The sequence below is a fragment of the Phycisphaerales bacterium genome, assembly GCA_040217175.1.
In the GTDB taxonomy this organism is placed as follows: Bacteria; Planctomycetota; Phycisphaerae; order Phycisphaerales; family UBA1924; genus JAHCJI01.
On the sequence record JAVJNT010000001.1, the window covers coordinates 1,139,776 to 1,158,939 of the forward strand.

General features: G+C 67.6%; 19 protein-coding genes. 11 read left to right on the forward strand and 8 right to left on the reverse strand.

Annotated elements, in window-relative coordinates:
- The first annotated feature begins 52 nt into the window (after positions 1 to 52).
- The 3 genes from RIA68_04915 to RIA68_04925 all read left to right on the forward strand — a co-directional run bounded on the left by RIA68_04915 (position 53) and on the right by RIA68_04925 (position 2,683).
- Complete coding sequence (locus tag RIA68_04915; GenBank protein ID MEQ8316777.1) at positions 53 to 1,204, forward strand: rhomboid family intramembrane serine protease; 1,152 nt, start codon at positions 53 to 55, stop codon at positions 1,202 to 1,204.
- Positions 1,204 to 1,845, forward strand: coding sequence for a hypothetical protein (locus RIA68_04920; GenBank protein MEQ8316778.1), 642 nt, complete (start codon positions 1,204 to 1,206; stop codon positions 1,843 to 1,845). The genes RIA68_04915 and RIA68_04920 overlap by 1 nt, the downstream gene beginning before the upstream one ends.
- Before the next feature lie 85 nt (positions 1,846 to 1,930).
- Entirely contained in the window at positions 1,931 to 2,683 is a 753-nt protein-coding gene (locus RIA68_04925) for an SDR family oxidoreductase (GenBank protein ID MEQ8316779.1), read from the forward strand.
- Here RIA68_04925 and RIA68_04930 read toward each other — a convergent pair.
- The 3 genes from RIA68_04930 to rpsL form a co-directional block, all read right to left on the reverse strand.
- Positions 2,680 to 3,735 carry a ThiF family adenylyltransferase gene (locus RIA68_04930; GenBank protein MEQ8316780.1) on the reverse strand — a complete coding sequence of 352 codons (1,056 nt, stop codon included), beginning with the start codon at positions 3,733 to 3,735 and terminating at the stop codon, positions 2,680 to 2,682. The two genes, RIA68_04925 and RIA68_04930, sit on opposite strands and share 4 nt — an antisense overlap.
- Before the next feature lie 73 nt (positions 3,736 to 3,808).
- Positions 3,809 to 4,300 carry a 30S ribosomal protein S7 gene (gene rpsG / locus RIA68_04935; GenBank protein ID MEQ8316781.1) on the reverse strand — a complete coding sequence of 164 codons (492 nt, stop codon included), beginning with the start codon at positions 4,298 to 4,300 and terminating at the stop codon, positions 3,809 to 3,811.
- A 156-nt stretch (positions 4,301 to 4,456) separates the two neighbouring features.
- The gene (gene rpsL / locus RIA68_04940; protein MEQ8316782.1) at positions 4,457 to 4,828 is read right to left on the reverse strand and encodes a 30S ribosomal protein S12; all 372 of its coding nucleotides are present in this window, start codon (positions 4,826 to 4,828) and stop codon (positions 4,457 to 4,459) included.
- Positions 4,829 to 4,941: 113 nt separating this feature from the next.
- Here rpsL and RIA68_04945 point away from each other — a divergent pair, with 113 nt between their 5' ends.
- Entirely contained in the window at positions 4,942 to 5,289 is a 348-nt protein-coding gene (locus RIA68_04945; GenBank protein ID MEQ8316783.1) for a MazG nucleotide pyrophosphohydrolase domain-containing protein, read from the forward strand.
- A gap of 60 nt (positions 5,290 to 5,349) precedes the next feature.
- Here RIA68_04945 and RIA68_04950 read toward each other — a convergent pair whose 3' ends face one another.
- Positions 5,350 to 6,300 (reverse strand): sigma-70 family RNA polymerase sigma factor, encoded by a 951-nt coding sequence (locus tag RIA68_04950; protein MEQ8316784.1) that lies wholly within the window; start codon positions 6,298 to 6,300, stop codon positions 5,350 to 5,352.
- Between the two features lie 340 nt (positions 6,301 to 6,640).
- Here RIA68_04950 and RIA68_04955 point away from each other — a divergent pair, with 340 nt between their 5' ends.
- From RIA68_04955 to RIA68_04980, 6 genes are all read left to right on the forward strand, one after another.
- Positions 6,641 to 7,417, forward strand: a complete 777-nt coding sequence (locus RIA68_04955; protein ID MEQ8316785.1) for a UvrB/UvrC motif-containing protein — start codon at positions 6,641 to 6,643, stop codon at positions 7,415 to 7,417.
- A gap of 15 nt (positions 7,418 to 7,432) precedes the next feature.
- On the forward strand, positions 7,433 to 8,755 hold the full coding sequence (locus RIA68_04960) for a CCA tRNA nucleotidyltransferase (GenBank protein ID MEQ8316786.1): 1,323 nt from the start codon (positions 7,433 to 7,435) through the stop codon (positions 8,753 to 8,755).
- 72 nt (positions 8,756 to 8,827) lie between these two features.
- The gene (locus tag RIA68_04965) at positions 8,828 to 10,021 is read left to right on the forward strand and encodes a hypothetical protein (protein ID MEQ8316787.1); all 1,194 of its coding nucleotides are present in this window, start codon (positions 8,828 to 8,830) and stop codon (positions 10,019 to 10,021) included.
- Positions 10,022 to 10,049: 28 nt separating this feature from the next.
- Positions 10,050 to 11,366, forward strand: a complete 1,317-nt coding sequence (locus tag RIA68_04970) for a hypothetical protein (GenBank protein MEQ8316788.1) — start codon at positions 10,050 to 10,052, stop codon at positions 11,364 to 11,366.
- Between the two features lie 163 nt (positions 11,367 to 11,529).
- Entirely contained in the window at positions 11,530 to 13,278 is a 1,749-nt protein-coding gene (locus RIA68_04975) for a M3 family oligoendopeptidase (protein ID MEQ8316789.1), read from the forward strand.
- 35 nt (positions 13,279 to 13,313) lie between these two features.
- The gene (locus RIA68_04980) at positions 13,314 to 14,837 is read left to right on the forward strand and encodes a carboxypeptidase M32 (protein MEQ8316790.1); all 1,524 of its coding nucleotides are present in this window, start codon (positions 13,314 to 13,316) and stop codon (positions 14,835 to 14,837) included.
- Positions 14,838 to 14,843: 6 nt separating this feature from the next.
- Here RIA68_04980 and RIA68_04985 read toward each other — a convergent pair whose 3' ends face one another.
- Genes RIA68_04985 through RIA68_05000 form a run of 4 tightly spaced genes read right to left on the reverse strand, consistent with a single transcriptional unit; the run spans position 14,844 to position 17,572 of the window.
- Positions 14,844 to 15,050: a hypothetical protein gene (locus RIA68_04985; GenBank protein MEQ8316791.1), complete on the reverse strand. Its 207-nt coding sequence runs from the start codon at positions 15,048 to 15,050 to the stop codon at positions 14,844 to 14,846.
- Positions 15,047 to 16,075 carry a hexose kinase gene (locus tag RIA68_04990; protein ID MEQ8316792.1) on the reverse strand — a complete coding sequence of 343 codons (1,029 nt, stop codon included), beginning with the start codon at positions 16,073 to 16,075 and terminating at the stop codon, positions 15,047 to 15,049. Before RIA68_04990 ends, RIA68_04985 begins: the two co-directional genes overlap by 4 nt.
- A gap of 27 nt (positions 16,076 to 16,102) precedes the next feature.
- Positions 16,103 to 16,912, reverse strand: a complete 810-nt coding sequence (locus RIA68_04995; protein ID MEQ8316793.1) for an alpha/beta fold hydrolase — start codon at positions 16,910 to 16,912, stop codon at positions 16,103 to 16,105.
- Positions 16,913 to 16,921: 9 nt separating this feature from the next.
- On the reverse strand, positions 16,922 to 17,572 hold the full coding sequence (locus RIA68_05000) for a GC-type dockerin domain-anchored protein (protein ID MEQ8316794.1): 651 nt from the start codon (positions 17,570 to 17,572) through the stop codon (positions 16,922 to 16,924).
- Between the two features lie 142 nt (positions 17,573 to 17,714).
- Here RIA68_05000 and RIA68_05005 point away from each other — a divergent pair, with 142 nt between their 5' ends.
- Positions 17,715 to 19,142 carry a pyridoxal-phosphate dependent enzyme gene (locus RIA68_05005; GenBank protein ID MEQ8316795.1) on the forward strand — a complete coding sequence of 476 codons (1,428 nt, stop codon included), beginning with the start codon at positions 17,715 to 17,717 and terminating at the stop codon, positions 19,140 to 19,142.
- Positions 19,143 to 19,164 lie beyond the last annotated feature (22 nt).

Below are 19,164 nucleotides of genomic sequence, written 5' to 3' on the forward strand. Positions count from 1 at the left end.
GCCCCCGGGCACCCCTTCGGTACGGCCGGCAGCCATTGCGGTACCATCGGCCGTGCTGATCCCCTTGGGCACCGACCGACCGCTCCGCCGAACGCCGGTGGTGACGTACGCGCTGCTGACGCTGAACGTCGTCGCGTTCCTGGTGCAGTCGGCCATCACGAAGGATCCGCTGGCTCCCGTGGGCGGCGACGTGGCACGCTTCGTGCTCATCCCGGGCTACACCCCCTGGTGGACGTGGCTCTCCTACGCCTTCCTGCACGGCAATCCGCTGCACCTGCTGGGCAACATGCTGTTCTTCTGGGTGTTCGCGCAGGCCGTTGAGGATCGCCTGGGCCACGTCGGCTTCGCCGCGTTCTACCTGATCGGAGCGGTGGCCGCTGCCGGGGCGCATGCGCTATTCAGCAACGCAGGCGTGATCGGTGCCTCGGGGGCGGTTGCGTGCTGTACGGGCGCGTACCTCGTGATGTTCCCCAGGGCCGACGTCAAGGTCCTGTTCATCCTGTTCGTGAGCGTTTCTCTATGGCCCGCGTGGCTGTTCATCGCGCTTGCCATTACGTGGGACGTCTTCACCTGGGCGCGCGGGGGGCTGGGCGTCGCGGTCGAGGCGCACTTCGCGGGCTATCTCTACGGTGCGACGATCGCCTTCGTGCTCCTCGCGACGCGGGTGCTGCCGCGCGAGCCCTACGACCTGTTCACCGCGATCAACCAGCGCCGCCGCCGGGGGCAGATCCGCAGCGCCGTGCAGAGTGCCGGGTGGGACAAGCCCATGGCGACCAAGCCGGTGCGCGAGAAGCCCAAGACACCCGCCGAGAACGCCGCCGAGCTGCGCGCGGGCATCGAAAGTGCGTTGAAGGCCCGGAAGCCAGGCTCGGCCGCGACGATGTACCGCAAGCTGCTCCAGGACCATGCCGACACGGAGACGCGACTGTCCAGAGACGTCCAGCTCGATCTGGCCAATACGCTCTACCAGAAGTCGCAGCACGAGCTTGCCGCTTCGGCCTACGAGGGCTTCCTGCGGGCCCACGGCAACGACGGCGAGGCGCCCATGGTGCGCGTGCTGCTCGCTCGATTGCTCGCCGACCACCTTGGCGATGCGACGAAGGCCAAGTCGCTGCTGCGGCAGGCGCTGCTCGAGCTCAAGGACGAAGAACTCAAGGCCGTCGCGCAGCGCGACTTCGACGCACTCTCGCGGGAGGCCACGTAATGCCCAGGACGAGGATCAAGATCTGCGGCGTGCGCGACCAGAAGACGGCCGAGATCGCCGCCGATGCCGGAGCCGACGCCATCGGGCTCGACTTCCGACCCGACGCCTCGAGCCACGTCGATCCGCAGCTCGCCGCCGACATCCTGGCCTCGCTGCCGCCGATGACGACGGCCGTCGCGGTGTACGCCGATCCGACGCTCGACGACTTCCTCGATACCGAGGCCGTCTGCCCGGCGCCCTACAGCCAGCTCCACGGCTCGGAGAAGGACAACCTCGTACGCCGCATCGGTCCGGACGCCATCAAGGCCGTGCGTTACGACGCGGCGACGCTCGACCAGACGCTCCGGCACTGGCACGGAATCGAAGAGGTCTGCGCGACCTTGATCGAAGCGCCGCCGGGCGCCGATTGGGCCGATCTCGCCCCGAAGCTCAGCCGGTCGATCGCCCTGTCGCAGGCTCGAATCATCCTGGCCGGCGGACTGACGCCGGACAACGTCGCGGGCGTGATCAAGGCCGCAAGGCCCTGGGGCGTCAGCGTTTCTCGCGGCGTCGAGGGCAGCCCCGGGACCAAGAGCCCCGACCTGGTCCGAAAGTTCTGCCGGGCCGTGCGCCGGGCCGATGCCGCCGGAGAGCCGGAATAAACGATTGATGCAGGTGCATTCATCTGGACTGCCGCCGGCTTCGCCGCGGCGGCCGGGCTCGAAACCCCTCCGGAGGAGACGACAGATGAACACCAACACCATTGACGTCAAGGGCAAGGTCGTGCTGGTCACCGGCGCCAACAGAGGCATCGGCAAAGCGATCACCGAGGGCCTGCTCGAGGCCGGCGCCGCCAAGGTCTACGCGGCCGTTCGCCGGCCCGAGAGCGCCCAGCCCCTGATCGATACCTACGGCGACCGCGTGGTTGCCGTACCGTTCGACCTGACCGATGAAGCGACCATCAACGATGCAGCCGAGAAGGCTTCGGACGTCGAGGTCGTGATCAACAACGCCGGCGTGCTTCGCACTTCAAGCGCGCTCGCCGACGACGCGTTCGAGTCGCTGGAATTCGAGATCGATGCCAACGTGTTCGGCCTGATGCGCACGGCCCGCGCCTTCGCGCCGGTGCTGAAGGCCAACGGCGGCGGCGCACTCGTGCAGCTCAACTCGGTGGTGTCGATGAAGACCTTCCCGGACTTTGCGACCTACTGCGCCTCGAAGGCGGCCTCGTACGCCATCACGCAGGGCCTTCGCGCCCAGCTCGGCGAGCAAGGAACGGCGGTCTACAGCGTGCACCCCGGCCCCATCGCCACCGACATGGGCAGCCAGGCCGGCCTCGACGACGTCGCCGAGCCGCCCAGCCTCGTCGCCGACGCGTTGCTCGAGGCCTTCAAGAGCGGCGACTTCCACGTCTGGCCCGACAGCATGGCCAAGCAGATCGGCGAGGCCTACCAGAGCTTCTCTGACAACGTGGTCACCGCCGAGATGGCCGAGGCCTAGGCCCCGATAAGCCTCGCGTAGATCGACCGCGCTTCGGCGAGGTCCTCGGTGCCCGAGACGATCGCGCGTCCATCGGGAAACACCGTCAGGCCGAACCGCTTTTCGCCCTGCGTCGCCTCGGCCTTCAGCAATGGGCCGATGCGCCTGCAAGGGCCAAACGCTTCGAGCCGGCTGGCCAGTTCGTCGAGGCCGATCGTCGCGCCGGGTGCGGGCGACACCTGCACCGCGTCGCGCCCGCACAGCGCTTGCGCCGAGCTTCCGCTCACGCCGTCGAGCGCGTCGAAGCGCCGCTGCCCGCAGCATCGGCACGCGGCGCGATCGGCCGCGATTTCGGCGAGTGCGAGGCTGCGGTGCGTGCCGGTAAAAAGATCGAAATCGAGCATGGCGCCGCCGAGCAAGTCTGGCCTGCCCAGCAGGACCTTCATCGCGTCGGCGGCTTGGTGTGCCGCGACGATCGATACGGCGGGCCCCAGCACGCCGGCGGTGTCGCAGGTCGGCGTGCTGCCGGGCGGCGGCGCCTCGGGCAAGACGCAGCGGAGGCAGGGCGTCGAGTGCTCGCTATCGCCGGGCACGAACGTCGCTGCCATGCCGCGGCTGGCGATGACGCCGCCGTAGACGTAGGGCACGCCGAGGTTGACCGAGACATCGTTGAGCAGGAAACGCGTCTCGAAGTTGTCTGTGCCGTCGAGGATGGCGTCAACGCCCTCGGCGAGACCTTCGATGTTCTCGTGCGTCGCGTCGGCGGCGATCGGCTCGACCGTGACGCCCGAGTTGATCGCCCGCAGCCGATCGGCCGCCGCGAACGCCTTGGCCTTGCCTACGTCGGCCTCGGCGTACAGCACCTGCCGCTGCAGGTTCGTGGGCTCGACCACATCGCGATCGACGATACGCACGTGCCCGACGCCCGCGCGCACGAGGAGGTCGGCCTGTGCACACCCCAGCGCGCCGCACCCCACGATGACCACGCGGCCGCGCGCGAGGCGTTCCTGGCCCGCGCGCCCGATGTCGGGCAGCAGGGTCTGCCTGTGGTAGCGATCGAACTGCCGATCCATACGCCAAGGCTACGCGCGCCAAAAAACCGCGAGCGAACTCGCGGCCTTGACGGGGGACAGTCGCGAGGCAGGCTTATGCGAAGTGGGCGAATGCCTTGTTCGCGTCGGCCATGCGGTGGGTCTGGTCGCGGATGGTCATGGCCTTGCCCTCGCCGCGGGCGGCGTTGTAGAGCTCGTCGGCCAGGCGGCCGGCCATCGGGCGGCCCTTCTCGCCGCGAGCACTGGTGATGATCCAGCGGAAGGCCAGGCTCTGCTGGCGGCGACCCTTCACCTGCTGGGGCACCTGATAGTTAGCGCCACCGATGCGCTTGCTGCGGACCTCGACGTACGGCTTCACGTTGTCGATGGCCATGAGGAACAGCGTGATGGCGTCCTCGGGCGCGTCGGGGTTGTTCTCTTTCTTCAGCTTCTCGTCGATCAGGTCCATCGCGTCATACACAACACGCGTGGCGCGGGTCTTCTTGCCGTCGCGCATCACGCAGTTGATGAACTTCGCCAGGGTGATGTCGTTGTAGCGAGGATCGGGACGAAGCTGATCCTCGGACGCGGTGATGCGACCGGCCATGCGAGACTCCTTTGGCTCATCCGTCGACGCAAGGCCGACCGTGTGTTCACCCCGCCCCGATGAGGCCAGCGAGCGGGATTACTTGCCGTTTGTCAAACGAGACTACAGACGAATGCCGCGCCCGCACGCTCTCGCGCGCCGGCCGACGGAGTTGGCTTACTTGCCCTTCTTGGTGCCGTACTTCGAGCGGCCCTGCTTGCGGCCGTCGACGCCCAGGCTGTCCTGCGCGCCACGCACGACGTGGTACCGCACGCCGGGCAGGTCGGGCACGCGACCACCGCGGACGAGCACGATCGAGTGCTCCTGCAGGTTGTGGCCCTCGCCGCCGATGTAGGCCGTCACTTCGCGGCCGTTGCTCAGGCGAACACGGGCCACCTTGCGAAGCGCCGAGTTGGGCTTCTTGGGGGTCATCGTCTTCACGCTCAGGCACACGCCGCGACGCTGCGGGCAGCCTTCGATGTCACGCACCTTGGACTTCACCTTGGGCGTGCGGCGGGGGTTGCGGCAGAGTTGGTTGATCGTCGGCATAGGCGACTGCGTTCCTGGCGTTTGGGTCGTCGATCCACGGCGAAACCCGCCGAAACCGCTCGGCGGGGCCCCGAGTATAGCGCCCACGCCCGCCTGGGGTCTACCGTCGCGGCATGACCGACGGCGCCCCCACGAGCCAGCAAGGCCCAGAATCCGCTCCCGACATGACCCTTCGGGACTTCCAGCGGCTCATCCGAGAACGCTACCACGCGACCGACAGCGCCCGGGGCGTGCCGGGCACCTTCATGTGGCTCATCGAGGAGGTCGGCGAGCTGGCGACCTCCCTCCAGGACTGCGCTCCGGACCGAAACCCGAGCGAGGCCGACCGCGCCAACCTGGAAGAAGAGTTCGCCGACGTGCTGGCCTGGCTGACCACGCTGGCCAACATCGCCGGCGTCGACCTTGGCAAGGCCGTCAGCAAATACACCGACCCGGGCCGGGTCGAGGGCGTGAAGCACTAACGGGGAAATGAAAAGCCCGGGCTCGTGCCCGGGCTTGGTAATTGCAAGATCGAGCCAGCCTTACCCGGCGCTGCGGGCGCGGGCGGCGGCGGCCATGGCGCGGGCCCGGGCACGCTGCGGGCTCAGCGGGTCGCCCGTGCGGGTGCGGTTCTCGCGGAAGAACCGGCTGGGCCGCTCGTCGGTGAGCTGGGCGTTCAGCCGCGTGATCGCCTCGTCGACGATCTGGCGGACACGTTCGCGGCTCAGGCCGACGCGCTCGGCGACTTGCTTGAGCGTGAGCGGGTCGCGGCCATCAAGCCCGAATCGGGCGTTGAGGATCGCCGCCTCGCGGTCGTCGATGGTCTCCATCAGGCGACGCAACGTGCCGAGCTCGTCGGCCTGCAGCGGCCGCTCGCTCGGCGGCGCGTGGCGGTCGTCGGCGACCACGTCGGACAGGCCCGGCGTGTTATCGTCGCCCGAGACCGGCTGGGTCTGCGCCCGCGTCGCACGGATGGCCCGGCGGATCGCCCGAACCTTCTTGACCGGCAGGTCCATGGCCTCGGCGATCTGCTCGATCGAGGGGGCAAAGCCCGACTCGCCCTCGAGCTCACGCGACACCTGCCGCATGCGGGCGATGAGCTCGACCATGTAGGCCGGCACGTGGATCGGCCGCGAGGCATTGATCAGGGCCCGCTTGATGGCCTGCTTGATCCACCACGAGGCGTACGTGCTGAATCGGGCGCCCTGGTCGGGGTCGAACCCTTCGACGGCCCGCATCAGCCCGATGTTGCCTTCTTCGATCAGGTCCGAGAGCACCAGGCCGCGATTGGCGAAGTTCTTCGCGATCGCCACGACCAGGCGAAGGTTCGCCCGGATCATCTGCTCACGCGCGTCGGGGCAGTTCTCTCGCTGGATCCGATAGCCGAGCTCCCGCTCTTCGTCGGCGGTCAGCAATGGCGTTCGCTTGATCTCGTCAAGATAGAGCTGCAGTTCGGAGCGCAGCCCCGAGCTTGCAGACTGGTTACCGGTCATCGCACTCACACTCATCCCACCTTTCGCGATGTGCCCCACGAGAAACAACGGGCAGCACACCGTCCTCCTACCACGTATTCGCCCGCCAGCCGCAACGGATTCATCGAGCTACCGCGCAAGTCGCTCAAATCCATTCCGGGCGTGCGGACGCCAACGAGGTTGGGTTCACCCAACAGGCGAAGATAATCCGCCTGTGCCGAAGCCCGGCTTGCCTCTCTCCTCAAAGAAGCGCGGGTTTGCGGCGTCAGCGAACGCGGGTGAGTCTTCCTCGAGCACTATGCTACCCAGAGACCCCGCCCCGCTGCAAGCCTATTTGAGCCCCATGAACCCGAAATCATCGATGAACCGCGACATATCGGACATTCTCGAGGACTGGCCGTTTGACCGCACCAGACCCAACATTCGCCTGATCCAAGGCGAGGACGGCGAGCCTTTGCTCCAGGTACGACTGGACTTAGGGCTCTTGCAGATGCACGTGGACGGTCGCCCCGATGGGCGATTGGCCCATGGTTATCGGAGCATGCTCGAATACTTCGAAAGCCTGGCCGATGATGCGGACGTGCTGGCCGAGGAGGGCGGCGTCGGCGAAGGGTTCTCGCTCTCGCCGGACGACTGCAAGATCCTGCGCGAGGAGGCGGCCCAGTACTACCACCGCTACGTGGCGCTACTGGTGCTCAACGACTTCGACGGCGTGATCCGGGATACCGGACGCAACCTGCGGTTGATCGAGTTCCTCCAGAAGCACGCCCGGGAGGACAACGACCAGCGTTCGATGATGCACTACCGGCCCTTCATCATCACCGTCCGGACGCGTGCCCTGGCGGGCCAGATGATCCGAGCGAACGAGACCAAGGCAGCGGTCGCCATGATCGACGAGGGGCTCGACGGTTTGCAGCAGGCGTTTGCCGAGGTGGGCGAGCCCGAGGCATTCGAGTCATCGGCCGAGCGTCGCACGCTCGTGGGCATGCGGGAAGCCATCCACCCAAAGCTCATGCCCAGCCAGGCGGCCGAGCTCGAGTCCCGGCTCGAGCGGGCGCTGGAGGCGGAGAACTACGAACTGGCCGCCATCCTCCGCGACGAGATCAAGTCGCTCCGCGACCATCCGCCCAAGGCCTGAGCCGGTGCCTTCGCGATGACGACACAGCCTTCCATGGAACCCGACGGACGTGCGGCAGCGATCGCCGTCGTGAAGAAGCTGCGCGCGAAGGGGCATGAAGCGCACTTTGCCGGTGGATGCGTCCGCGACGAATTGCTGGGCCTTGAGCCCGGCGACTTCGACGTCGCGACCGACGCCACGCCCGACCGGCTGACGAAGATGTTTCGTGCGGCCAGGCTCGTGGGAGCCCAGTTCGGCGTGGTACAGATCCGCTCGATGGGCGTTTGGACCGAGGTGGCCACGTTCCGGAGCGACGGCGTGTACTCCGATCGCCGGCGACCCGACGACGTGTCCTTCGGCGACGCCCAGGCCGACGCCGAGCGGCGGGACTTCACGATCAACGCGCTGTTCCTCGATCCCTTGGCCGAGGAGGCCGATTGGACGACGCGGCCCGGGGGCGGACGCGTCGCGGGCCGGGTGATCGACCTCGTTGGTGGGCTGGCTGACCTGAGCGCGGGCATCGTGCGCGCCGTGGGCGATCCGCACCGCCGGCTAGCCGAGGACCACCTGCGGGCGCTCCGTGCCGTGCGGTTCGCAGCCAGGCTTGGCTTCGAGATCGATCCCCAGACGGCGCACGCCATCGCCGAGCATGCGCGCGAGCTCGAGGGGGTCAGCCGCGAACGGATCGGCGGCGAGCTGCGCCGCATGCTGGCCCACGGTTCGCGGCGGCGGGCGGCGGCGATGCTCGAGCAGCTCGGCCTCGACGGCCCGATGCTGGAGGCGCCGGCCATCGGCGCCGGACGGGCCCATCCGAGGCTCGGCGCGCTGCCGGCCGACGCGCGGACGATGGTCTCGCTCGCGGCGTGGTTGCTCGATCGCGGGAAGGGCGGCGAGTCTGAACAGGTTCGGCCACTCGTGCACCAGGTCCGGCGGGCCCTCTGCCTGAGCAACGACGAGTCGGCAATCCTCTCGGCCTGCCTGGCCAGGCGGCTGGAGGTGCTGGCGGGATACGAGGAGATGGGTAAGGCGCGTCAGAAGCGATTGGCCGCCTCGGCCGGTTTCCGCGAGGCGCTCGCCGTGATCCGAGCCGAAGATCCAGGCCTCGAGCGAGGCGTCGCCGAGCGGGTCGAGGCCCTGGCGGCCGAACCAGGGGGTCTCGCGCCCGACCGTTGGGTGACCGGCGACGACCTGATCTCGCTTGGATGGCGTCCAGGACCGGGTTTTGCTCGGGTCCTCGAGGACCTGTACGACCTTCAGCTGGCCGGAGAAGCCCCGGATCGAGCCTCGCTCCTGGAACATCTGGCGGCGATGGGCGTCGAACCTGATGGATCGGAGCCGGATCCTGGCAACGATCCATAAGGAAGAACCAACTCTGGTCCCCGGGGCGAGGGGCTCGACCCGGGGCCTGCAATCGATGGAGGCCCGATCACGATGAGCACGCACGAGAGTGGAAGGCGAGGGCTCCGCGACCGCCTGCGGCAGGCTTCGGCGGGAGCGATGGCGGCATTGCTGCTGGCGGCTGCCCCGGCGATGGCCCAGCAGGAGCCGGCAAAGGTCTACAGCTTCACGGCCGACGGCTGGTTCGGCAAGGACATCTCTTTCACGCCGCTGACCGAGGCGATGGAGGAAGCCCGCTCGCTGGATGCCGACTACATCATCATCAAGGTCGACGTCGACTGGTTCCAGCGCGGAGACCCGCTTGAGCAGGAGCTGTCAGACGATTCGGGCATCTTCGACATCTTCGGGATCCGGCCGATCCGGCCCGTGTTTACCGAAGAGGCCCTGCAGGTCTGGGACGAGAAGCCCCAGATCGTGTTCTGGGTGAAGAACGCGATGGGCAGCGCGGCGTTCCTGCCGTTCCTGGCCGACACGATGTACTTCCACCCCGAGGGCCGCATCGGCGGCATCCGCGGCGTGTACCTGCAGTTCCGCACCGGCGACGAGGTGGTGAAGGAGAAGCTGGTGGCCGCGAGCCTGGCGACGGCCAAGGGCATGGTGATCGCCTCGGGCTACGAGCCCAAGCTCATTGAGGCCATGGCCCGTGGCGACTACACCCTGTCGTACCGCCTCGAGGGCGGGCGGCCGGTGTATCTCGAGCGCGAGCCGCAGAGCACCGACGAGTTCTTGCTGACCAACAACGCGTTGGACGAGAGTCGGCAGGACTCCATCCAGGACCTGGCCCGCGGACGCGGCACGAACTGGCTGACGCTGGACGCCGACACGGCCCGCGTGCTGGGCGTCTCCAAGGGCACGGTCAGCACGATCGACGATCTGTTGTTCGAGCTGGGCATCGCCCGCAACTACGAGATGGTTGGCGACGGCGACCGGATCATGAACAGCTGGGCGGACGGCATCGAGCGGACCGAGAAGTCCCTCGACCGGCTGTGGCGCGAGTACAGCGAGATCCAGGTCGATGCCGACGAGTGGAGCGAGCGTCGGCGCCAGCGCGGCCAGCAGCGTGCCAAGCTGCAGCAGATGATCGGCCTGCTCGAACGCTACAAGGAGGCGATCGTTCCCTACCACATCGAAGTGTTCCGCAACTTCCGAAGCCCCGACCAGCTCATCTCGGAGTTCCGTCGCCGCCTGCAGCGGATCGAACTCGAGCAGATGGCCGACGAGCGCTGATCGCACGCAACGACCCGGAGATTGACCCATGAAGAAGTTTGCTTCCAACACGTGGCGCCGGATGGCGATGGGCGCCGCCTGCGCCGTGGCCGTGCTGGGCTGCGTGCAGTTCGGATTCGCCCTGGACCGCGTCACCCTGAACGACGGGCGCGTCATCGAGGGCGAGATCGCCCGCGAGCTGAACGGCTCGGTATGGGTGAAGACGGCCGACGGGCTGACGCAGTTCTATGCCGCGTCGGACGTCCTGAAGATTGAGCGCGACGTGGACGCCGAGGAGGCCGGGGCCCCCTCGTCCCCCACCGTGACCGATCCGGCCCCGGCCGTTGACTCGGCCAAGCCCAAGAAGGAGCGCGAGCGTCGGGCCGTTTCGCCCGGAGCGCCGCGCGCCGCGGTCCTGAGCTACGGCGACGCCGACAAGGGCCAGGGCATGGTGGGCACGTACATCACCGCTCAGTCGCTGCGGGAGATCATCCCGCTGCTCGAGGAAGAGAACATCGACATCGTCGTGTTCCGCATCAACTCCGGCGGCGGCGCCGTCCTCGAGATGGAGCCGCTCAGCGACGTGCTGCACAACGAGTACAAGCCCCGCTTCCGCACGGTGGCATGGATCGACTACGCCATCTCGGCCGCGTCGCTCACGCCGCACACGCTGTCGGAGCACTACTTCATGAAGCGCGGCGCTTACGGCGGCAACACCGCATGGTTCGGCGCGCTGCAGGCCGTTCAGGGCCGCGGGCTCGAAGACATCCTCTACTTCGCCGAGCTCATCAGCGAGCGTGGCGGACATGATCCGCGCATCATCCGTGCGATGCAGATCATGGACCCGCTGTCGGTCGACCTCGATGAGAATGGTCGCGTGACGGCCATGTACCAGAATGAGGACGGCGAGGTCGTCATCAACAAGCCGAACCGCGTGCTGGCGCTCACGAGCGATACGGCCCAGCAGATCGGCTTTGCCGACGGCATCGCCGACACGCTCGAAGAGCTCGGCAAGGCCATGGGCCTCACCGAGGTCGAGTGGGTGGGCGACGACGTCGAAGGCGTGGCCTGGCCCGTGAGCAAGGCCGAGAAGTACCTGCGAAGCTTCCGCGAGCAGACCGCCCGCGACGAGCAGAGCATCAACCAGTACTTCGACGGCTATAACGTGGCGGTCGGCCTCGCACGGGGCGTGCCCGTCGATGACCGCGGCAAGTTCATCGGCTTCGCCCGCCGTAGCCTGAACTCGATCATCCGCATGGTCGACAACAACCCGCGGCTGGCGCTGTTCATCCTGAACATGTCCGAGGAGCAGTTCCGCGAGTGGGCTCGCGAGCAGGAGCAGATGCTCCGCGACCTGTCGAAGTAATCGACAAGCCAGTTTGATATCGCGGGACCACCCTCTGGCGAGGGTGGTCCTTTTCGTTTGCGGGCGTTCGCTCCGATCCAAATCCACACCGGTCTATCATGCACTTCCGCTCTCGGGTCGGATCCCGGGCGAACCTTCGCGACACCGCATTGGAGGCCTCCGCATGACCACCGCCGCCGCACCGACGGGCCTGGTGCCCGAAGACATCGACGCCACCAACTGGGACAACGTCCGGCCGCTCTTCGACGAGCTTGCCGAGCGCCCGGTGCAGAGCAAGGACGAGCTCGAACGCTGGCTGGTCGATCGCAGCGAGCTCGAGGCGGCGTGCAGCGAAACGCAGGCGAACCTCTACATCGCGATGACCTGCGACACCGCAAGTGAAGCCAAGCGGACCGCGTACACGAGCTTCCTTGAGAACGTCGCGCCCAAGCTCAAGCCCGCGGGCTTCAAGCTCGATCAGCGGCAGGTCGAGCTCGCCGACAAGCTCGGTCTTGGTGGCGAGCGGTACGAGGTGCTCGCGCGCGACGTGAAGGCAGACGTGGAGCTCTACCGCGACGAGAACGTGCCGCTGCAGACCGAGATCGACAAGGTCGAGCAGACGTACACCGAGACGGTGGGCGCGATGACGGTCGAATTCGACGGCGAGGAGAAGACGCTGCCGCAGATGGCCGTATACCTGCAGCAGACCGACCGCGGCGTGCGCGAGAAGGCGTGGCGGGGTATCGCCGAGCGCCGGCTGCAAGACGCGACCAAGATCAACGGCATCTACGACCGCCTTCTCGAGCTGCGGCACCAGGTCGCGCGGAACGCGGGCCACGACGACTACGTGGGCTATGCATTCGCGTCGATGCACCGTTTTGACTACACGCCGGCGGATTGCAAGGACTTCCACGATGCGGTGGCGAAGGTGATCGTGCCGTTCAAGCGTTCGCTCGACGCGAAGCGGCGCGAGAAGATGGGCATCGATCCGCTCCGGCCCTGGGACCTGGCCGTAGATCCGCTGGGGCGCGAGCCGCTCAAGCCCTTCAAGGGCGGCGTCGAGCTCGTGAGCAAGTCGAAGGCGGCGTTCGACGCCATCGACCCGCGGCTTGCGACCATGTTCGCGACGCTGGGTGACGGCAGCAACAGCAACGGGCCCGCCGACGGCGCCCAGCTCGACCTGGACAGCCGCAAGGGCAAGGGCCCGGGCGGGTACCAGTACATGCGCGACCGCGTGCGCGAGCCATTCATCTTCATGAACGCGGCCGGCCTGCATCGCGACGTCGAGACCATGGTGCACGAGGCGGGGCACGCCTTCCACAGCATGATGTGCAAGGACGAGCCGCTGCTGCACTACCGGCACAGCCCGATCGAGTTCGCCGAGGTGGCGAGCATGTCGATGGAGCTCCTGAGCATGCCGCACTGGGGCGGGGCCAACGGCTTTTACGGCGACGAGGCCAAGCACGCCCGGGCGATTCGCGAGCAGCTGGAGGGCAGCGTCTCGACGCTGGCGTGGATCGCGACCATCGACGCGTTCCAGCACTTCATCTATAGCAACCCCGAGCACACGCATGAGGAACGGACCGCGGCGTGGCTCGAGCTCGACGAGCGGTTTGGCAACGACGTGTCGTGGGACGGCCTGCAGCGCGAGCGCGAGACGCAGTGGCAGCGGCAGCTCCATCTGTTCAGCCACCCGTTCTATTACATCGAGTATGGCATCGCCCAGCTCGGCGCGCTGCAGCTCTGGATGCGCTCGCTCGACGAGGGCGAGTCGACCGCCATCGACGCGTACCTGCACGCGCTCTCGCTGGGTGGCTCGCGTCCGCTGCCCGAACTGTTCGAGGCGGCGGGCATCAAGCTGGACTTCTCGGTCGGCACGATCTCGCGGCTGGTCGAGCGTGTCGAGGCCGAACTGTCCAAGCTGCCCGAGTAATCACGAACCTTCAGAATTCCTTCGGAGAACACCGCATGTCGAAGTACGCCGAGTTGTGCGCCTACGCGCGTCAGGGGGCCACGCTTCGGTCCATCGCCGCCCTGCTGGGGTGGGACCAGGAAACCTACATGCCCAAGGGCGGCGGCGAGGCCCGGGCCGAGCAGATGGCGTTGCTCGCCGGCATGATGCACGAGCGCGGCACGTCGACGGAGATGGGCGACCTGATCTCGGCGGCCGAGGGCGAGGGCCTGAACGACCAGCAGCGGGCGTGCGTGCGCGAGTTCCGGCGGGACTACGACAAGCGGACGAAGCTGCCCAAGTCGCTCGTCGAAGAGCTTGCGCGCACGGGAAGCAAGGCCCAGGACGTGTGGAAGCACGCGCGCAAGAACAACGACTTCAAGACCTTCGAGCCCTGGCTGAGCAAGATGGTCGACCTGTCTCGGCAGAAGGCCGAAGCCTACGGCTATGCGGGCGAGCTCTACGACGCGCTGCTCGACGAGTACGAGCCCAACGCGACGGCCAAGGAGGTCGAGGACGTCTTCACGCCGCTGGGCGAGCAGCTCTCGGCGCTCGTCAAGGAGCTAACCGAGAGCGGAACCGCGCCAGACGACGCACCGACGAAGGTTCATGCGCCCGAGGAACGCCAGCACGCGCTGGGCATGCACGTGCTCCGGGCCATCGGCTTCGACCTCGACGCCGGCCGGCTGGACATCACCACGCACCCCTTCTGCGAGGGACTTGCGCCCGGCGACACGCGGCTGACGACGCGCTACGACGAGGAGTACTTCCCCGGCGCGCTCTACGGCACGATGCACGAGGCCGGCCACGGCATGTACGAGCAGGGTCTGCCCAAGGGCGGCACGCATGAAGGACCGGGCGGCGCGCAGGTCAACAGCTTCGGCACGCCGCTGGCCGACGACATCTCGCTGGGCATCCACGAGAGCCAGAGCCGGATGTGGGAGAACATGGTCGGCCGCAGCCGACCGTTCTGGACCTGGATCTACAAGGAAGCGTGCGACCAGTTCGCCGAACTTGGCAAGTTCGAGCAGGAAGAGGTCTACCGCGCCGTCAACATCGTGCGGCCGACGTTCATCCGCGTCGAGGCCGACGAGGGCACGTACAACCTGCACGTGATGCTGCGCTTCGGTATCGAGCGGGCGATGCTTTCGGGCGACCTGTCGGTCGCCGATCTGCCAGGCGCCTGGAACGCCCGTTTCAAGGAACTGCTGGGGCTCGACGTGCCCGACGACACCAACGGCTGCCTGCAGGACGTGCACTGGAGCTTCGGGCTGTTCGGCTACTTCCCGACGTACACGCTGGGCAACCTCTATGCCGCCCAGTTCTGGCAGACGATCAACAACGACCTGCCGGGGCTCGAGGACGAGTTCGCCAAGGGCGACTTCGGCCGGCTCAAGCAATGGCTGAACACCAACATCCACTCGCACGGCCGGCGGTACGGCGCGGGCGAGCTGTGCGAGAAGGTCACCGGGCGGCCGCTCGAGAGCCAGCCGCTGATGGACTACCTGGGCGGTAAGCTCCGTGAGGTGTACAAGCTCTGATCGAGCTCAGGCGTCGTCGCTCTTGCGGAGGCGGACCTCGTCGACGGTGGTCGTCGTCCGACGGAGGATGACTTCGTCGTTGTCGCCGATCTCGCGCGGGGGCTTGTCGACCGTGGGATCGGTCTTCACGGCCTTGACGATCTCGCCGACGAAGGCGCCCAGGGAGCGCATCAGGCCCGGCTTGTTCTGGGACTGGTTTTGGTCTTCGCTCATGCCTTGGCCTTGGCGGGAGTGGCACGGTTGATCGTGGGCGTCGGGAGCGTGCCGCGGAGGCGTTCGAAGTCCGGGCGTTTGAGCAGTTCGGTGCCGGGCGTGATGGCGGCGGCGGCGCCGGCGGCGACGCCGTCGCGAAGGATGTCCTCGGGCGAGCAGCCGCGCTCGATGGCCAGCACGGCCGCGGCGACCATGCTGTCGCCCGCGCCGGTGGCGCTCCTGACGTCGATCCTGGGCGCCGGGCAGTGGGCGTAACCGTCCTTGACGGCCAGGACGGCGCCGTCGCCGCCCATGCTGACGAGCACGTACGTGATGTTGTGCTTCTGGGCGAGCTCGATCGCCGCAGCGCCGACGACGGCGTGGTCCGACTCGTCGGGATTCATGCCCCCCACCGCATCGGCGAGTTCGCGCCGGTTGGGCTTGACCATGCATACGCCCATTCCCAGTGCTTCGCGGAGCGCCGGTCCAGAGCTGTCGACGACGACGCGGCCACCAACGGCACGGACGCGCTCGATGATGGTGCGCACGAACGGTGGCTCGACGCCGGGGGGCAGGCTGCCGCTGATGACGGCAAGGCCGCCGCCCTCCATGTTGCCAACGCCGTCGACGAGCGCCTCGAGGCAGGCCTGCGCCTCGTCGTCGTTGAGCTCGGCGCCGGGCATGTTGAAGCGGAACTGGTTGCCGGTGCTGGTCTCGGTGACGATAACGTTCTCTCGGGTGGGCGCATGGACGGGCACGCCGCGCTGGTCGCAGGCCTTGCCCGTGCAGTAGAAGCCGACCAGGAACTTGAGCAGGTCGCCCGTCTTGCCGCCGGCGGGGAAGACCGCGGTCGATTTGCCGCCGATCTCGGCGATGGCCCGGGTGACGTTGAGCCCCCCACCGCCCGGCTCGCGCCGCGGCGTGCCGCAGCGCAGCTTGTGCTCGGGCTCGACCTTCTCGACCTCGACGCCCATGTCGATGCACGGGTTGAGGGTGAGGGTGAAGATGCGTGCGGGGGCGTCGGGGTTGGCGTCGGAGGGTGCCATGATCCATGGTATCGGCGTTTCCTGCGATCAAGAAGAGCGCAGGAAGTCCGCAACAAGGCGATTGAACACCTCCGGCCGCTCCATGTTCAGCATGTGTGCTACGCCGGAGATGATCTCCACGCGGGCGTCAGGAAGTTTGTCGCCGAGCTGTCTCGCCGTCTCGATCTTCTCGGGCAGGTCGAGGTCTCCGCACAGCACGAGAGTCGGCATCGTCAGCTCGGCCAGCCGGGTGATCGCGGGCGGGTCTGGCTCGATCTCGTCGACCTCGGGGCCCTCGGGCTCGGGTACCTCGAAGGCAGCCATTTGCATGGTGCGCACCGACTCGCGGACGGCGGGGTCGACTTCGTTCGGCTGGCGGTGTGGTCCGTCGACCCACAGCCGGAGGTTCAGCTCGGTTGCGGCCTCGAGATCGCGCGCGTCGAGCAGGGACTCTTCTTCGACCCAGGAGGACCGGATGCGCTCGCTGGGCGTCTCGCCGCGGATGCTCGGGGCGCCGAGCACCAGGCGGCCGACGCGATCGGGGTGGGCCAGGGCCAGCTCAATGGCTACGACGCCACCGAACGAGACGCCGACGACGTGCGCACGCTCGATGCCCAGTTCGTCGAGCAGGCCGACGGCATCTTGGTGGTTGCTGAACTCGCCGGGCGGCAGCGACGAATCACCGAAGCCCCGCATGTCGTAGCGGATCGTTCGAAAGTGCTCGGCGATCGTCGCGACGTTGGCATCCCACATGCGGCGATCGGCGACGCCGGCGTGGATGAACAGCACCGGATCGCCGTCGCCCTGGACGTCGTAGGCGATACGGGCGTCGTTGGTGGTTGCGTGCCGCGTGCGCATGCCGGGAGGCTACGGGCAGCCAACGGTGAAGGCATTCTGGAAGGCCAGGAAGTCGAAGATGGTCAGGGCGCGGTCGCAGTCGAAGTCGGCCGCGAGACTGCCAGCATCGAACAGGTTCTGGAACGCGAGGAAGTCGAACACGGTGAGCGCACCATCGGCGTCGAGGTCGGCCTCGCATCCCGGATCGATTCGGATCGAGACGCCGCCGAGGTTGTCGCCGCACGCGGCCGCGGGCCCGTCAGGGATGAAGAAGCGAACCGTGCCCTCTTCGCACAGACGCACCATGACGCGGTGGCGGTTGACCAGCCCGCCGGGCTCGGTGCTGGCGATGACGGCGCCGCCCAGCGAGGTCACGTCGGCACCGCCGCCCGAGGCAGAGAAGAGCGTCCACCACCCGGTCGCGCAAAAGAAGCCGTCTGGATCGCAGCCCGAGACCGCGCCGCCCCACGCGTTCCACGACAGGAAGCTGCCGCCCTCGGCCGGCCCGATGGCCGTGGCGACGTAGGTGCCCGCCGGCAGCACGACGAACTGACCTCCGCCCGCGCCGCTGCAATCGTCTACCCCGTCGAGGTTCACGATGGTCTGGCCGAAGGCGGACTGATTGCACGTGAACGCGGCCGTCCCCAGGACGGCCACCACGATCGAGATGCAACGCTGCATGGGACGTCTCCTGTGTGCATCCCCGCTCCTGGCAGTCTACCCGATCCTGATGTGATGCCAGTCAGGGAATGTGCCCATCGTCAGGGGTGGATCGGCCCGTAGAGCCGCCCTGAGGCCGTCTGGCACGAACCTACCATGACGTATGCACGCCTACGACAGCATCCTCGACGCCATCGGCAACACCCCGCTCGTCCGCCTGAACAAGGTCGTCCCGCCCGGGGCGGCCACGGTCTACGCCAAGTGCGAGTTCATGAATCCGGCCGGGTCCATCAAGGATCGCATGGCCTGGCACATCATCCGCCGGGCCGAGGAGGAGGGCCTGCTGAAGCCCGGCGGGACCATCGTCGAGAACACCAGCGGCAACACCGGGGCGGGGGCGGCGATGGCGGCGGCGGCGCTCGGATATCGGGCGGTCTTCACCATGCCCGACAAGATGAGCCAGGAGAAGATCGACGCGCTTCGGGCCTTCGGGTCCGAGGTCATCATCACGCCTACGGATGTGCCCGGCGATAGCCCCGAGCACTACGTGAACCGGGCCAAGGCCGTTGCGGCCGAGACGCCCAACGCCTTCTACATGGACCAGTACCACAACCAGTGGAACATCGAGGCCCACGAGCAATCGACAGGCCCCGAGTTGTTCGAGCAGACCGATGGGGGCAAGGTCGACGCGATCGTCGTGGGCACGGGCACCGGCGGCACGATCTCGGGCATCGGACGATACTTCAAGAGGATGCAGAAGGACTCGGACCACACCACGCTCATCGTCGGCGTCGACCCGCTGGGCAGCGTGCACTACAGCATCTTCAACACCGGCGAGCCCAGCACGCCCTACGTCTACAAGGTGGAGGGGCTCGGCGAAGACATCGTGTGCCAGGCTTTCGACCCGAGCGTGGTCGACGAGATGCACCAGGTCAGCGACTACGAGTGCTTCAGCATGGCGCGTCGGCTGATCAGAGAAGAAGGCCTGTACTGCGGCGGCTCCTCGGGCGGCATGGCGTACGTCGCCATCGAGGTGGCCAAGCGGCTCGGTGAAGGCAAGAGCGTCATCGCCATCTGCCCAGACTCGGCCGGCCGCTACATCACCAAGTACCTCAGGGACGACTGGATGAAGATGCACGGCTTCCTCGAGAAGCCGCGCGGGCTCGGCGTCGTCGGCGACCTCATCCAGAACGAAGCCGCCGTCGTCACCGTGCACGAGGACAAGCCCCTGCGCGACGTCATCGACCTCATGCGCCGCCACGGCATCAGCCAGGTGCCCGTCACCGACGACCAGGGCAAGCCGCTGGGCATGGTGCACGAGATCGACATCCTCCGCGGCCTGCAGAAGGACGCCGTGACGACCGACTCGCCCGTGCGCGACATCGAGACGCAGATCGGCGGCATCCTGAGCCCGTCGGCGCGCGTCGAGGAGCTCTACGGCGTGTTCGGCGAGCAGCAGGCCGCCATCGTCGTCAACGAAGGACGCATCATCGGCGTGTTGAGCGAGATCGACCTGATCGAGCACCTGGCAAGGGTCGGCGGCGCGGGCAGCAACGGCGTGGCCAGCGGGATGCAGCAGGCGGGCGTCTGACGCGCTCGCCGACGCCACGTCC